This window comes from Vibrio sp. nBUS_14 (assembly GCF_051201655.1).
In the GTDB taxonomy this organism is placed as follows: domain Bacteria; phylum Pseudomonadota; class Gammaproteobacteria; order Enterobacterales; family Vibrionaceae; genus Vibrio.
In genome coordinates, this window is the sequence record NZ_CP179207.1 from 777,145 (window position 1) to 792,046 (window position 14,902).

Sequence of the window (14,902 nt, forward strand, 5' to 3'; positions counted from 1 at the left end):
CGCCCCAAGGTTTACATAGATAGTATGCGCAAATTATTAGGTGACTTATACCAATCACGGTAAGTAAGTGATCATAAATAGCGCAGGAAAAAGGCTTGAGAACAAGGCTGCTCTATTCGACAAAGAGTTTCGATAAGTAGTTATTCTACAATCAAAATTTCTAATGCAGTTATTGAGCGCTTTAACCAGCTAGGGTGAACAGTTATTTACTACGATTGGTATTATATAAGGAAGTAGTCGATGAAGTTACAAAAGATTAATAAAGAAGAATATAGAAAGAAGATGAACCTGCTGTTGGTTTCATTGGTTGGGTCACTTGCCTTGTTTGCTATCGTATTCGGTAGCATTCTGATTGAACTTTTTGGTTCAGCTGGATCCGCTACTGGGGAAGTGACAGGTAATTTCCATTTGAATGTACTCGGGGTGATTTTATCAGTCGCAATGAATGGGTTTATTGCGAGTCGTGTGAAAGGGCATGATTACTTTAAAGAAGCGCTTTATGTGTGGAACCTAAAACAAATGCACAATCAAATCTATCGTAAACTTAAGCGTATTCAACCAAAAGCAGAGCAAGGCGATCGAGAAGCATTAACGATCCTTTACTTCTATTACACTACGCAAAAACAGGTATACGACCTAGATAACAATACATTGACGATAAAAACGGTTCAGCAATCGCTAGATAACATTATGGGGCTGAGTGAAAAGTGGAGTATCGAACTGGATATAGAGGAGTTTTCGAAAGATCTAGTCGCGAAATTCTAAGTTATATGCTCTTGATTGTATTTTCTTTAGCCCGTGAAAGAGGGTTTTGACGTAAAAGTAGCCGCTTAAGCAACTTTTATGAATTTTTATCAAAATAGGGGTTGCCATGTTTTCGATGATCTCTATAATGCCGCTTCACTGACACGGCAGACGCCACAAGGCTTCAGCGGTAATCAGTAAGACGGAAAGTTCGAAAGAAATTAATTTTAAAAAGTGTTTGACACTCAAAATTAAATCGCTAGAATCCACGTCCGCTTTCAAGGATTTCTCTGTAAAAAGAAAGTTTCGATAAGCAAAGCTCTTTAACAATTTAAACCTATCAATCTGTGTGGGCACTCGTTGATGAATATCAAAACGTTTTATCTTCCCTTTTAATTAAGAGAAGTAAAACAGATTCCTCGGAATCAACTTTGGTTTCAATGAACTGAGTGACCTGAGCTAGAAATAGTTCGAATGCTTTTTGATTTTGCTTTTTATTAAAAAGTGAAAACAACAAGCGGCACAGTCAATTCATTATCTTTCTGTTCCTATTTATTTAAGAAGAGAGAGATAATAGCTTTAGAATTACTTTTTGTAGTTTTGAAGTCAGTATTCATTGAGCCGACAAAATCTTAAATTGAAGAGTTTGATCATGGCTCAGATTGAACGCTGGCGGCAGGCCTAACACATGCAAGTCGAGCGGAAACGACACTAACAATCCTTCGGGTGCGTTAATGGGCGTCGAGCGGCGGACGGGTGAGTAATGCCTAGGAAATTGCCTTGATGTGGGGGATAACCATTGGAAACGATGGCTAATACCGCATAATGCCTACGGGCCAAAGAGGGGGACCTTCGGACCTCTCGCGTCAAGATATGCCTAGGTGGGATTAGCTAGTTGGTGAGGTAATGGCTCACCAAGGCGACGATCCCTAGCTGGTCTGAGAGGATGATCAGCCACACTGGAACTGAGACACGGTCCAGACTCCTACGGGAGGCAGCAGTGGGGAATATTGCACAATGGGCGAAAGCCTGATGCAGCCATGCCGCGTGTATGAAGAAGGCCTTCGGGTTGTAAAGTACTTTCAGTTGTGAGGAAGGGGGTAGTGTTAATAGCGCTATCTCTTGACGTTAGCAACAGAAGAAGCACCGGCTAACTCCGTGCCAGCAGCCGCGGTAATACGGAGGGTGCGAGCGTTAATCGGAATTACTGGGCGTAAAGCGCATGCAGGTGGTTCATTAAGTCAGATGTGAAAGCCCGGGGCTCAACCTCGGAACTGCATTTGAAACTGGTGAACTAGAGTGCTGTAGAGGGGGGTAGAATTTCAGGTGTAGCGGTGAAATGCGTAGAGATCTGAAGGAATACCAGTGGCGAAGGCGGCCCCCTGGACAGACACTGACACTCAGATGCGAAAGCGTGGGGAGCAAACAGGATTAGATACCCTGGTAGTCCACGCCGTAAACGATGTCTACTTGGAGGTTGTGGCCTTGAGCCGTGGCTTTCGGAGCTAACGCGTTAAGTAGACCGCCTGGGGAGTACGGTCGCAAGATTAAAACTCAAATGAATTGACGGGGGCCCGCACAAGCGGTGGAGCATGTGGTTTAATTCGATGCAACGCGAAGAACCTTACCTACTCTTGACATCCAGAGAAGCCAGCGGAGACGCAGGTGTGCCTTCGGGAGCTCTGAGACAGGTGCTGCATGGCTGTCGTCAGCTCGTGTTGTGAAATGTTGGGTTAAGTCCCGCAACGAGCGCAACCCTTATCCTTGTTTGCCAGCACGTAATGGTGGGAACTCCAGGGAGACTGCCGGTGATAAACCGGAGGAAGGTGGGGACGACGTCAAGTCATCATGGCCCTTACGAGTAGGGCTACACACGTGCTACAATGGCGCATACAGAGGGCAGCAAGCTAGCGATAGTGAGCGAATCCCAAAAAGTGCGTCGTAGTCCGGATTGGAGTCTGCAACTCGACTCCATGAAGTCGGAATCGCTAGTAATCGTGAATCAGAATGTCACGGTGAATACGTTCCCGGGCCTTGTACACACCGCCCGTCACACCATGGGAGTGGGCTGCAAAAGAAGTGGGTAGTTTAACCTTTCGGGGAGGACGCTCACCACTTTGTGGTTCATGACTGGGGTGAAGTCGTAACAAGGTAGCCCTAGGGGAACCTGGGGCTGGATCACCTCCTTATACGAAGATACTTACGATGAGTGTCCACACAGATTGATTAGGTTTAGAAAAGCAAAGAGATGAAGAACTCCCAAGGTTCTTCGAAGTTTATTTCTACTTTTAAAGTGGAGATAAATTAGCAGTGTCCCGTTCGTCTAGAGGCCTAGGACACCGCCCTTTCACGGCGGCAACAGGGGTTCGACTCCCCTACGGGATACCATTGGGTCGTTAGCTCAGTTGGTAGAGCAGTTGACTTTTAATCAATTGGTCGCAGGTTCGAATCCTGCACGACCCACCATTTCCTCCCAAGGAAATAAAATTTGGGGCGATTAGCTCAGTTGGGAGAGCACCTGCCTTACAAGCAGGGGGTCACTGGTTCGAGCCCGGTATCGCCCACCATCTTTAAGTATTCTCGTAAGAGAGTATTTAAAAATGGGTTTAAAAGTTTAACGCTTATAACTCTTGCTCTTTAACAATTTGGAAAGCTGACTGATTTGATTACTTACGAGTAATTCAAATCAAATTTAAAAGTTCTCAATGTTTATCTGCTCTTAGTTAATAAGAACAGTATAAACACAATAAACACATTCAAGTGTCTTGTATTCGAACGATCAGAAATGATTGTTCATTTTTTTATTCTACTTTTTATTAAAAAGTGGAAACAAAAAGTAAATTGAGTCCGGCAAACAGTCATTAAGAATTAACCCTTCTTAATGACAACCAAAAACCTTGGTTAGTTGCCATACGCTTATTTGTCTTCACTTTTTAAAGTGAAAGCAAATAGAAACCCTTTCGGGTTGTATGGTTAAGTGACTAAGCGTACACGGTGGATGCCTTGGCAGTCAGAGGCGATGAAAGACGTAATAACTTGCGATAAGCCCAGATTAGGTAGTAATAACCTTTTGAGTCTGGGATTTCTGAATGGGGAAACCCACGTGCATAAGCACGTATCCTGTTGTGAATACATAGCAACAGGAGGCAAACCGGGGGAACTGAAACATCTAAGTACCCCGAGGAAGAGAAATCAACCGAGATTCCGAAAGTAGCGGCGAGCGAAATTGGATTAGCCCTTAAGCTTTTAATGATGCAGGTGAAGCCTCTGGAAAGTGGCGCAATAAAGGGTGATAGCCCCGTAACCGACACATCATAATCAGTGAAATCGAGTAGGGCGGGACACGTGATATCCTGTCTGAATATGGGGGGACCATCCTCCAAGGCTAAATACTACTGACTGACCGATAGTGAACCAGTACCGTGAGGGAAAGGCGAAAAGAACCCCTGTGAGGGGAGTGAAATAGAACCTGAAACCGTGTACGTACAAGCAGTAGGAGCACCTTCGTGGTGTGACTGCGTACCTTTTGTATAATGGGTCAGCGACTTAATTTTAGTAGCAAGGTTAACCGTTTAGGGGAGCCGTAGGGAAACCGAGTCTTAACTGGGCGTACAGTTGCTAGGATTAGACCCGAAACCAGGTGATCTAGCCATGGGCAGGTTGAAGGTTGAGTAACATCAACTGGAGGACCGAACCGACTAATGTTGAAAAATTAGCGGATGACTTGTGGCTAGGGGTGAAAGGCCAATCAAACCTGGAGATAGCTGGTTCTCCCCGAAAGCTATTTAGGTAGCGCCTCGGACGAATACTACTGGGGGTAGAGCACTGTTAAGGCTAGGGGGTCATCCCGACTTACCAACCCTTTGCAAACTCCGAATACCAGTAAGTACTATCCGGGAGACACACGGCGGGTGCTAACGTCCGTCGTGGAGAGGGAAACAACCCAGACCGCCAGCTAAGGTCCCAAAGTATAGCTAAGTGGGAAACGATGTGGGAAGGCTCAGACAGCCAGGATGTTGGCTTAGAAGCAGCCATCATTTAAAGAAAGCGTAATAGCTCACTGGTCGAGTCGGCCTGCGCGGAAGATGTAACGGGGCTAAGCTATACACCGAAGCTGCGGCTACGTACCTTAGGGTATGTGGGGTAGGGGAGCGTTCTGTAAGCCGTTGAAGGTGGTCTGTAAGGGCTGCTGGAGGTATCAGAAGTGCGAATGCTGACATGAGTAACGATAAAGGGAGTGAAAAACTCCCTCGCCGGAAGACCAAGGGTTCCTGTCCAACGTTAATCGGGGCAGGGTAAGTCGACTCCTAAGGCGAGGCCGAAAGGCGTAGTCGATGGGAAACGGGTTAATATTCCCGTACTTCTTACAATTGCGATGGGGGGACGGAGAAGGCTAGGTGGGCCTGGCGACGGTTGTCCAGGTTCAAGTATGTAGGCGGAAAGTTTAGGTAAATCCGGACTTTCATTAACGCTGAGATACGATGTCGAGCTACTACGGTAGTGAAGTCATTGATGCCATGCTTCCAGGAAAAGCCTCTAAGCTTCAGATTGTAAGGAATCGTACCCCAAACCGACACAGGTGGTCGGGTAGAGAATACCAAGGCGCTTGAGAGAACTCGGGTGAAGGAACTAGGCAAAATGGTACCGTAACTTCGGGAGAAGGTACGCTCTTATCAGTGAAGTCCCTTGCGGATGGAGCAGACGAGAGTCGCAGATACCAGGTGGCTGCAACTGTTTATTAAAAACACAGCACTGTGCAAAATCGTAAGATGACGTATACGGTGTGACGCCTGCCCGGTGCCGGAAGGTTAATTGATGGGGTTAGACTTCGGTCGAAGCTCTTGATCGAAGCCCCGGTAAACGGCGGCCGTAACTATAACGGTCCTAAGGTAGCGAAATTCCTTGTCGGGTAAGTTCCGACCTGCACGAATGGCGTAATGATGGCCACGCTGTCTCCACCCGAGACTCAGTGAAATTGAAATCGCTGTGAAGATGCAGTGTACCCGCGGCTAGACGGAAAGACCCCGTGAACCTTTACTACAGCTTGGCACTGAACATTGAACCTACATGTGTAGGATAGGTGGGAGACTATGAAACTGCGTCGCTAGATGTGGTGGAGTCGTCCTTGAAATACCACCCTTGTAGTTTTGATGTTCTAACGTTGGCCCCTGAATCGGGATTACGGACAGTGCCTGGTGGGTAGTTTGACTGGGGCGGTCTCCTCCCAAAGAGTAACGGAGGAGCACGAAGGTGGGCTAAACACGGTTGGACATCGTGTGGTTAGTGCAATGGCATAAGCCCGCTTGACTGCGAGAATGACAATTCGAGCAGGTGCGAAAGCAGGTCATAGTGATCCGGTGGTTCTGAATGGAAGGGCCATCGCTCAACGGATAAAAGGTACTCCGGGGATAACAGGCTGATACCGCCCAAGAGTTCATATCGACGGCGGTGTTTGGCACCTCGATGTCGGCTCATCACATCCTGGGGCTGAAGTCGGTCCCAAGGGTATGGCTGTTCGCCATTTAAAGTGGTACGCGAGCTGGGTTTAGAACGTCGTGAGACAGTTCGGTCCCTATCTGCCGTGGGCGTTGGAAAATTGAAAGGGGCTGCTCCTAGTACGAGAGGACCGGAGTGGACGAACCTCTGGTGTTCGGGTTGTCATGCCAATGGCATTGCCCGGTAGCTAAGTTCGGAATCGATAACCGCTGAAAGCATCTAAGCGGGAAGCGAGCCTTGAGATGAGTTTTCCCTGGCACTATAAGTGTCCTAAAGGGTTGTCGTAGACTACGACGTTGATAGGCAGGGTGTGTAAGTGCTGCGAGGCATTGAGCTAACCTGTACTAATTGCCCGTGAGGCTTAACCATACAACACCCAAGGGGTTTTGTGGACTCAAAGACAGACCTTGAATGCGTTTGAAGAGATACAACTTTTATCGCTCTATTGAATAGAGAATCAGCTTTCCAGATTATTTTGCCTTCAGTTTTAAAAACTGAAAGTAAAGCAAAATTTGCTTGGCGACCATAGCATTGTGGACCCACCTGATTCCATGCCGAACTCAGAAGTGAAACACAATAGCGCCGATGGTAGTGTGGGGCTTCCCCATGTGAGAGTAGGACATCGCCAGGCTCTAAATTTATTTTCACTTTTTAAAAGTGAAGACAAAAGATATCGTTACTTGCATTAGCAATTAACAACATCATTAGTGTACTAATCTATTGATGACAATTTGTTGGAGGGATGGCTGAGTGGTCGAAAGCACCGGTCTTGAAAACCGGCAACCGTTAATAGCGGTTCTAGGGTTCAAATCCCTATCCCTCCACCACCATTGAAAAGCCCGCTGAGAAATCAGCGGGCTTTTTCATATCTAAAATCCACATGATTCAATTTTCCATTTGAATCCAGATTTCCGAATAAAGTTTTGCTCTGTGTTCAATAATTGATAAAGTTTGGCGAGCGCGAGGTTTTTGCAAGATACAAAAAATCGCATGTTCTTAAGAACGATGCGATTTTTTAGTTGAAGTAGAGGCTGTATAGCCCACCCGGTATATACAGGTTACAGTATCAAGTTTGAGTCTTTTGCAGTGATAACTTGTTTGATTGGTTTAGTACCGTCGTAAAACCAAATCTCTGCCAGTAAGTCTCCTTGGCTATCAGATACATTAAATTCAAAATCTGCCTTGCCATCTTGTAACGGGATAGAGGCGACTTTACTTGAGTAGCTTGCTTTATAGTTTCCAGAGCTGTCCTCTTCGAATTGCTTGTACAAACTCAAATGTGCACGTTGTGTTGAAAAACTACTTATATCTACGCTCAGTGTGCCAGATTTTACCGGGTTGTAGTCAAAGTCCTGAGGCACAACTAAATCATGCATGCTTGGTACCTCATCTGATTCGACAAAAGCTACTGGAGGTGGAGTGGAACTGCCCTCATTGCTGGAGTCTCCGTCAGAGCCGTCACCACCCCCGCATGCAGCCAATGCGAGAAGTACTAAGCCAATAATCATTGCAATTAAATATTTCATTATGTCCTCTCTTTATGGCTGGTCGTAAGTTTTGTTAGCGGCAGGCGATTGGTGCCAATCTTGACTTGTCGTTCCTCCGGACTCTGCCCAAACTTGGAACTCTGGGTAGGCCTCGACGATGTCAACGCGTTCAAGTGGCCATTCCCAATCTTCAACGATGAGTAGTGCCCAAGGAAGGTAGGTTGCAGTTTTAAAGTAGTTGTTTGAACCGTTCAAGCTCGCGTCAACACCGATACCGTATAAGCTGACATCGAATTGTTCCGTTGGTGCTTGCCCCGGTAAATGAATCTCCAATGTTCGTCCAGGTTGGAATGGGAGCCCTTCTCCATGATAAGTACTTGGTGTTGCGAAGATGAACGGGTCATACGGCATGTTGGTAACGGCGGAGCGATCCGAGTCTTCAGTAAAGTATATATCGAGTGAAAAGTTGAACAGCGAGGCACTGGTATCACAACCCAATTCAGTTCTGAAGTAGTCACAACCACTACTTGCACTGGCATGAATACTCATGTCTTCGTCGATAATAAATATCGCTTCATCGGAGATAGATTCAAGACCGTTCGATGCTTGAGCTACCCCATCAAATTTTAAGATTGTTAAGGCATTCTCAATACTACTTCGAGTGATGCCTGGTAGTCGAATCGCGAAACCATTTTTGTAGCTGGCACCATAGGCAGCTAACCTGCCTGAGATTTTTATAATCTCAACATGGCCGGCGAGCGTTGTTTCTGTTATTTGGAGGTCCATAACAACATCATTCATGTCGTAATCCGCAGTGTAAGGCCAGTTATCCTCGTAAGCGACGGAAGCATAGATGTCGACACTCGGGAAGTGTTCAACGGAGTAACCATTCCCTGTGATAGTAATTGGATGATCTTCTACCTCACCAGATGTTGAGCCACCAGTATAGTTAAGGCCGGTTTGTTGGCTAAAGCGGAACCGGCTCCAACTTGAGCCTGCAGTTGCAGAGTCAGATACAATAAATGGAAGAGTGTTGCTGCCAGCGTCAAGTAGCTTATCAGTGAAGACTTGCTCACCAGCGTCATCAAAATCACCATCTCGGTTCCAGTCAAACCACGCGGATAAATAGCCAGTCGTGGAAGCTGTGACCTCAACAACAGAGCTTAGGCCTGGGTCGAGGACAGATACGAAGCCGACCCCTTCTTCATCGGCCGTGTCGACGGCATTATCATCGACTTGTCCGCCAACATCGCCATCAGGTGCGACACTACCGAGGTAAGTGACACCATCAACTTCGTGGCGAGGACCATTCGATGTAAGGCTCGTACTGTAGGTGTCTGGTGCATCACCAAAGTCAATCGGTTCATTGGGATCGATAATCGGAGCATTGGCACAGCGGGCACCATCGTTTTGATTGGATACAGGGCCATTAGAAACGAATTCGACGGCAGGTACATTTCCTGAAGCGAGATTCGCCGCTGACAAGTCCATTCGGAAGATTTTACCATCGGAGTTACGTGACACGTATAGATTGGCTTCGACATCAAAGTAAGCTGCGCCAAAGCTGCCTGTTACACCAGTGTCACCGACCAGTGTCGTTGAGCCACTAGTTCGATCTATGCTATAGAGACGACCAGTATTCGTATCTACCGCATATATGTTGCCGTTATCGGGATGAAATGCAAAGTCAGCAATAGTAAGCGTTGCGGTAGAGTTCACTTGGACCAGTGATAGCGTCGCATTTGGATCGCTGTCGAGTGGTAATAAATCTATTTTATAGACACCTTTATTTTTTCTGTATAAATAGTAAACGTGATCGTAAACATCACCAACGAAAAAGTGATTCCCGGTGCCAAGTAAGCCTGACACATTTAATACTTCTGCTTGAAAGTCCTGCCCCAATCGTACGACGCGGTTTTCGGTTGTATCATAGCCGTAAAGATAACGGTCGGTGAAATTAAAACCAACTGCATTGACGTTTCCTGGTATTTCCGTGTCTGATTGTAATAATACCGTTGAGCCGGTTACAAGGTTAACCCCATAGATTTGAGTGGGGTGGATTGGAATAGGTATGCTTTACTTGGACATGTATCAAACGGTGCGGCATGTGCGCTAGTCCCTAATAAAATAGACCCGAGTAGTAATGATATTCTTCTCATGGTAACCCCCTTAACAATGTGTGGAGAATTACATGAAAAAATCATACCATTAATAAAGTATTGAAAATAATGAAATTTTTTTTGGTTTTGTTATTTTTAGAATATGCATGTCAATATGAGTAGCAGTTTAGGAAAAAGATTCATTAACACGCTGAATAAGGTTTCGACGAAGCAATCAAATATCGTTTTTGAATGCTCAGTTTTATATTGTAGAGATGCAAGGAATATTTTCTGGGCGCATTCGAAAAGGGCTGGAAGAAAATAATAATGCCTACAGTGTTAAATAATATTGCCAGCATAAGCGCAGTCTTAAACTATGTATTAGTTGCACTCCACTATAGCGAGAATGTCTATCACACCAGTCTCAAGTACTACCGGGCTTAATCTTTGGAAGTTCTCTACTTCAAACACTGCTCTGCGAGTGCAAACGACTTCGCTGTTATTGATGTCAGTATTTTAACGGTAGCCCCTTCGTTGGAAAGGCATTTTTACTCTCATACTCAGGAAATGCGACCTAATTTTTCTCTACATTATCTTGGATACGTATTCCTACTTCCGACACTCTACCCTGATCTAATTGTTCAGGTGTCGGAGAAGCTGTGCGCGCTTTTTGATCAAGCACCCACTCTTAAAGCTGGCTATTTTAAATCTTTCAGAAGGGATGCCGCTGCGATTGTTTATGAGGATAACTTCACATAGTAATAGGTTTTATTCATATTTTTGTGTGGATCTTATTATAATTGAGTTAACGTCTTGACTATAAAAGATTTATAAATTTGGTCGTGAATAACCTGAATTCAAGAAAGAACGAAACCCTTTATGTAGAAGTAAGGTGTTATGTAAGGTGCGCTACTCGTAAAAGGTCGTATTTGGGCGAGCCATAAATCGTAAAAAGGTAAGAAAAAGCAGTCCGAGTGGCTGCTTTTTGTATTTAACAACTAAAAGTTAAAAGCTTGCTAGCGGATTAGCTGGTAATTTTAGCTTCAACTTGGCCTAAAGCGCGTTGGTACATAAACCATGCGCAGGTTCCTGCAAACACGTTACCGACCATGGCACCCCAGAATAGGCCTTCAATTCCAGCCAGATGAGAGCCAATCCATAAACAAGGCAAGAAGAAAGCGAACAGACGCAGTGTTGAAATCGTTAATGCGGTATAAGACTTACCTAATGCGTTAGAGACAGAAACCATCAGCATACAGATCCCTAATGGCCCTAAGCTAATAGGCACGATCAGTAGGTGGTAGTTTAAAATCGTCGAGACTTCGCTTTCACTGGTCATCAGGTTTGCTAGTCCGCCAGAGAATAACCAAGTCACCAGTGCAATCACCAACTGGAAGCCCAATACGAACATCACTGCAATCTTAACGAGCTTGCGTATGTTTTCGAGGTTGTTCTCTCCTAGCATGCGGCCAATCATTGGAGGCATCGACATTGTTAGTGCCAATACAGCGACAATCGAGAAGAATTCAAAACGTGAACCCAGCGCCCAAGCTGCAACGGCAGCGGTGCCATAGCCAGCAAGTAGCTTAGTGGCGAACATTGATGAAACCGGTGGCAGCAGCTGACTGATCATAGCTGGCCCCATAATGTTACCAATAGATCGAACATTCTTACCAATGTCAAGATCGTGCCAGTCGAACGTCATCCAATGCTTCTTAGTCACCTTAGGAGCAACGATAAAGATACCCGCACCGAATGCCAAGATGGTCGCAATGGCGGCTCCATTGATGCCCATGTCGAGCGTAAAGATGAAAATAGGGTCCAATATTAAGTTGATGATACTGGTCGCGATCATCATTGAGCCGGGCAGCATGGTATTGCCATTGGCACGACACACACTGTAGAAAAAGTAGAGCAATGCACCTGTCCAAGAGCTGACTAGCCAATAGATCCAGTAAGAATCAATGATTGGTAATACCGTCGGTGGCGCATCCAATAACTGTAGAATTGGCCCACGTAACAGATAGATGATGACGGAGAAAAGCGCGACACTCACACTGCCCATCGCAATCACTAATCCACCGAGTTGTTTAGCGTAGCGCGTTTCATTCGCGCCAATGGCTCTAGCGATTACCGCGGTCGTCGCGATACCTAGCCCGACTTGAATACCAATGATGATCATCTGTATTGGAAGCGTGAAGCCCTGAATAGCGAGCGGTAGCACGCCTAGCTGGCCAATAAAAGCACTGTCTATAAGCTGGAAACTCATTAGGGAAAGTACCCCAAACAGCATTGGCCATGTCATTGTATAGAGTTGTCGGCCAAGAGAAGGCGAGGGAGTTGCGGTAATAGAATTCATAACACTCTTATCGGTCTTGAAGTTAGGCTTGTGATGACAAACCTCTCAATGAAGAATTGTGTAAAGGATAACGCAAGGTCAGCGCGATACCAATGTTTGTTATGATAGGCAGGTTATCTTTGTTGGCTTTCGGTGAACAAAAAGCCAGTCCCAATGACTGGCTTTGTAATGTCTACTTTTCGTTGTATTTACTTGTTGAGCTAAGCGTTACTTATTAGCAACGTTACCTAGCTTCAACCACGTGTCGATAACCGTATCTGGGTTTAGTGAAACAGAGCTGATGCCTTGTTCCATTAACCACTCGGCTAGGTCGTCATGGTCAGATGGGCCTTGGCCGCAGATGCCTACGTATTTACCCGCTTTAGCTGCTGCATCGATTGCCATTTTCAGCATCGCTTTAACCGCTGGATTACGTTCGTCGAATAAGTGAGCAACGTCACCTGAATCTCGGTCTAGGCCAAGTGTCAGCTGTGTCATGTCGTTCGAACCGATAGAGAACCCATCAAAGTACTTCAAGAATTCCTCAGCCAAAATCGCATTCGATGGAAGTTCACACATCATGATGACTTTCAGACCTTGGTCGCCACGGCGTAGATTAAACTTAGCCAGAATGTCGATAACCGATGCCGCTTCGCTTGGAGTACGAACGAAAGGGATCATGATTTCAACGTTCTTCAGTCCCATCTCGTTACGAACGCGTTTTAGCGCTTGAGTTTCAAGCTCGAAACAGTCTTCAAATACTGGAGATATGTAACGAGATGCACCACGGAAGCCCAGCATTGGGTTCTCTTCATGTGGTTCAAACGTTTTACCGCCAACAAGGTTGCTGTACTCGTTCGACTTGAAGTCAGACATACGTACGATCACACGCTTAGGCCAGAATGCAGACGCGATAGTCGCGATGCCCTCTGTTAGCTTGCTTACGTAAAAATCGATAGGATCTTTGTAGCCACGAATACGCTGGTTGATTTCTGCTTTGATCTCATCCGTTTGCTCTTCGAAGTTCAACAGAGCTTTAGGGTGAATACCGATCATCTTGTTGATGATGAATTCAAGACGAGCAAGACCAACACCTTCGTTTGGAATTTGAGCGAAGTCGAAGGCACGATCTGGGTTACCCACGTTCATCATTACTTTGGTTGGCAGCATTGGTAGCTCATCAACTTCAGAACGCTTGATCTCAAAGTCGAGTTCGCCGTTGTAAACGTAACCTGTTTCGCCTTCTGAACATGACACTGTTACGGTGTCGCCGTCATTTAGGCTGCTTGTCGCGGTACCACAACCAACAATTGCAGGGATACCGAGCTCACGAGCAATGATTGCTGCGTGACAAGTGCGGCCGCCACGGTTAGTCACAATCGCAGACGCTTTCTTCATCACAGGTTCCCAGTCTGGGTCTGTCATGTCAGTTACTAGCACGTCGCCTTCTTGAACCAGTGACATTTGGTCTAGAGAATCAACCAAGCGAACAGGGCCAGAACCGATACGTTGACCGATAGCACGGCCTTCAACCAAGACATCCGCCTTGTTGTTTAGCTCGTAACGCTCGATAACGTTTTGGTCGCTTTGAGAACATACGGTTTCAGGGCGAGCTTGAACGATGTAAAGTTTGCCGTCGATGCCATCTTTTGCCCACTCAATGTCCATAGGGCGTTGGTAGTGCTTCTCGATGATCATCGCTTGTTTTGCTAGCTCTTTGATCTCTTCATCGTTCAGTGAGAAGTCGTTGCGTTCTTGAGTATCAGTATCGATGATATCAACTTGCTTGCCGATCTCTTGGTTGGTTGAGTAGATCATCTTGATCAACTTAGAACCAAACGTCTTTTTAACAACGGGGTAGTGACCAGCCTCTAGCATTGGCTTATGAACGTAGAATTCGTCTGGGTTCACCGCGCCTTGTACGACCATTTCACCTAGGCCCCAAGAAGAGGTGATAAATACCACTTGGTCGAAGCCTGACTCAGTATCAAGTGTGAACATCACTCCTGAAGAAGCTTTGTCTGAGCGAACCATACGCTGGATGCCCGCAGACAATGAAATACCTCGGTGGTCAAAGCCTTGGTGTACTCGGTAAGAGATAGCACGGTCGTTAAACAGGGAAGCGAACACGTGTTTAGTCGCTTCGATAACTGCATCGATACCTTTCACGTTAAGGAAGGTTTCTTGTTGGCCTGCAAAAGAAGCATCTGGAAGGTCTTCAGCCGTTGCCGATGAACGAACCGCAACAGACAATTCTTCGTTGTCTTCAATCAGTTCGCGGTAGTTATCACGGATGTCTTGCTCTAGTGATTCTGGGAATGGTGCGTCTAGAACCCATTGTCGAATCGTTGCACCTGTCTTACGCAGTGCATCAACGTCTTCAACATCAAGTTCATCAAGGAGTTGGTGAATGCGCTCATCAAGACCTTTGTAGTCAAGAAAGTTATTAAACGCATAAGATGTGGTAGCAAAACCATTAGGTACTGATACGCCAGCGTTGGCTAGGTTAGAAACCATCTCGCCAAGTGAAGCATTCTTACCGCCGACTTTGTCGACATCTTCCATGGAAAGGCCATTGAACCATAGGGTGTTATTTTGCATTTATTTCTCCAGAAACATAGCAAGCATTGTAGGGATTTAAAGGCAAACGATTACGTATCAGTTTAAAAAAATGTAAATTATTTTTAAAAGCTGTGGGGGACGTAATAGTCAGCAGGGTTTCGTTATATATATTATGG

The 14,902-nt window shown here is 45.8% G+C and carries 4 protein-coding genes, 4 tRNA genes, 3 rRNA genes and 1 pseudogene; 8 read left to right on the forward strand and 4 right to left on the reverse strand.

Features of this window, described 5'->3' with window-relative positions:
* Positions 1–240: 240 nt before the first annotated feature.
* From ACMAZD_RS21045 to ACMAZD_RS21080, 8 genes are all read left to right on the forward strand, one after another.
* On the forward strand, positions 241–765 hold the full coding sequence (locus ACMAZD_RS21045) for a DUF3087 family protein (RefSeq protein WP_435250471.1): 525 nt from the start codon (positions 241–243) through the stop codon (positions 763–765).
* Positions 766–1,378: 613 nt separating this feature from the next.
* Positions 1,379–2,933, forward strand: a 16S ribosomal RNA gene (locus ACMAZD_RS21050).
* 123 nt (positions 2,934–3,056) lie between these two features.
* Positions 3,057–3,132, forward strand: a tRNA-Glu gene (locus ACMAZD_RS21055).
* Between the two features lie 2 nt (positions 3,133–3,134).
* Positions 3,135–3,210, forward strand: a tRNA-Lys gene (locus tag ACMAZD_RS21060).
* Between the two features lie 25 nt (positions 3,211–3,235).
* Positions 3,236–3,311: transfer RNA gene (locus tag ACMAZD_RS21065), tRNA-Val, on the forward strand.
* Positions 3,312–3,715: 404 nt separating this feature from the next.
* Positions 3,716–6,609: ribosomal RNA gene (locus ACMAZD_RS21070) — 23S ribosomal RNA — on the forward strand.
* Between the two features lie 146 nt (positions 6,610–6,755).
* Positions 6,756–6,871 (forward strand): 5S ribosomal RNA (gene rrf / locus ACMAZD_RS21075).
* The 16S, 23S and 5S rRNA genes sit together here with 4 tRNA genes alongside, the layout of an rRNA operon.
* 105 nt (positions 6,872–6,976) lie before the next feature.
* Positions 6,977–7,067: transfer RNA gene (locus tag ACMAZD_RS21080), tRNA-Ser, on the forward strand.
* A 231-nt stretch (positions 7,068–7,298) separates the two neighbouring features.
* Here the strand turns inward: ACMAZD_RS21080 and ACMAZD_RS21085 are convergent.
* The 4 genes and pseudogenes from ACMAZD_RS21085 to ppsA all read right to left on the reverse strand — a co-directional run bounded on the left by ACMAZD_RS21085 (position 7,299) and on the right by ppsA (position 14,765).
* Positions 7,299–7,766: a hypothetical protein gene (locus tag ACMAZD_RS21085; protein WP_435250472.1), complete on the reverse strand. Its 468-nt coding sequence runs from the start codon at positions 7,764–7,766 to the stop codon at positions 7,299–7,301.
* A 12-nt stretch (positions 7,767–7,778) separates the two neighbouring features.
* Positions 7,779–9,886: pseudogene (locus tag ACMAZD_RS21090) on the reverse strand (LruC domain-containing protein).
* A 964-nt stretch (positions 9,887–10,850) separates the two neighbouring features.
* Positions 10,851–12,185: an MATE family efflux transporter gene (locus tag ACMAZD_RS21095; protein ID WP_435250473.1), complete on the reverse strand. Its 1,335-nt coding sequence runs from the start codon at positions 12,183–12,185 to the stop codon at positions 10,851–10,853.
* Between the two features lie 207 nt (positions 12,186–12,392).
* On the reverse strand, positions 12,393–14,765 hold the full coding sequence (ppsA, locus tag ACMAZD_RS21100) for a phosphoenolpyruvate synthase (protein ID WP_435250474.1): 2,373 nt from the start codon (positions 14,763–14,765) through the stop codon (positions 12,393–12,395).
* Between the last annotated feature and the right edge of the window lie 137 nt (positions 14,766–14,902).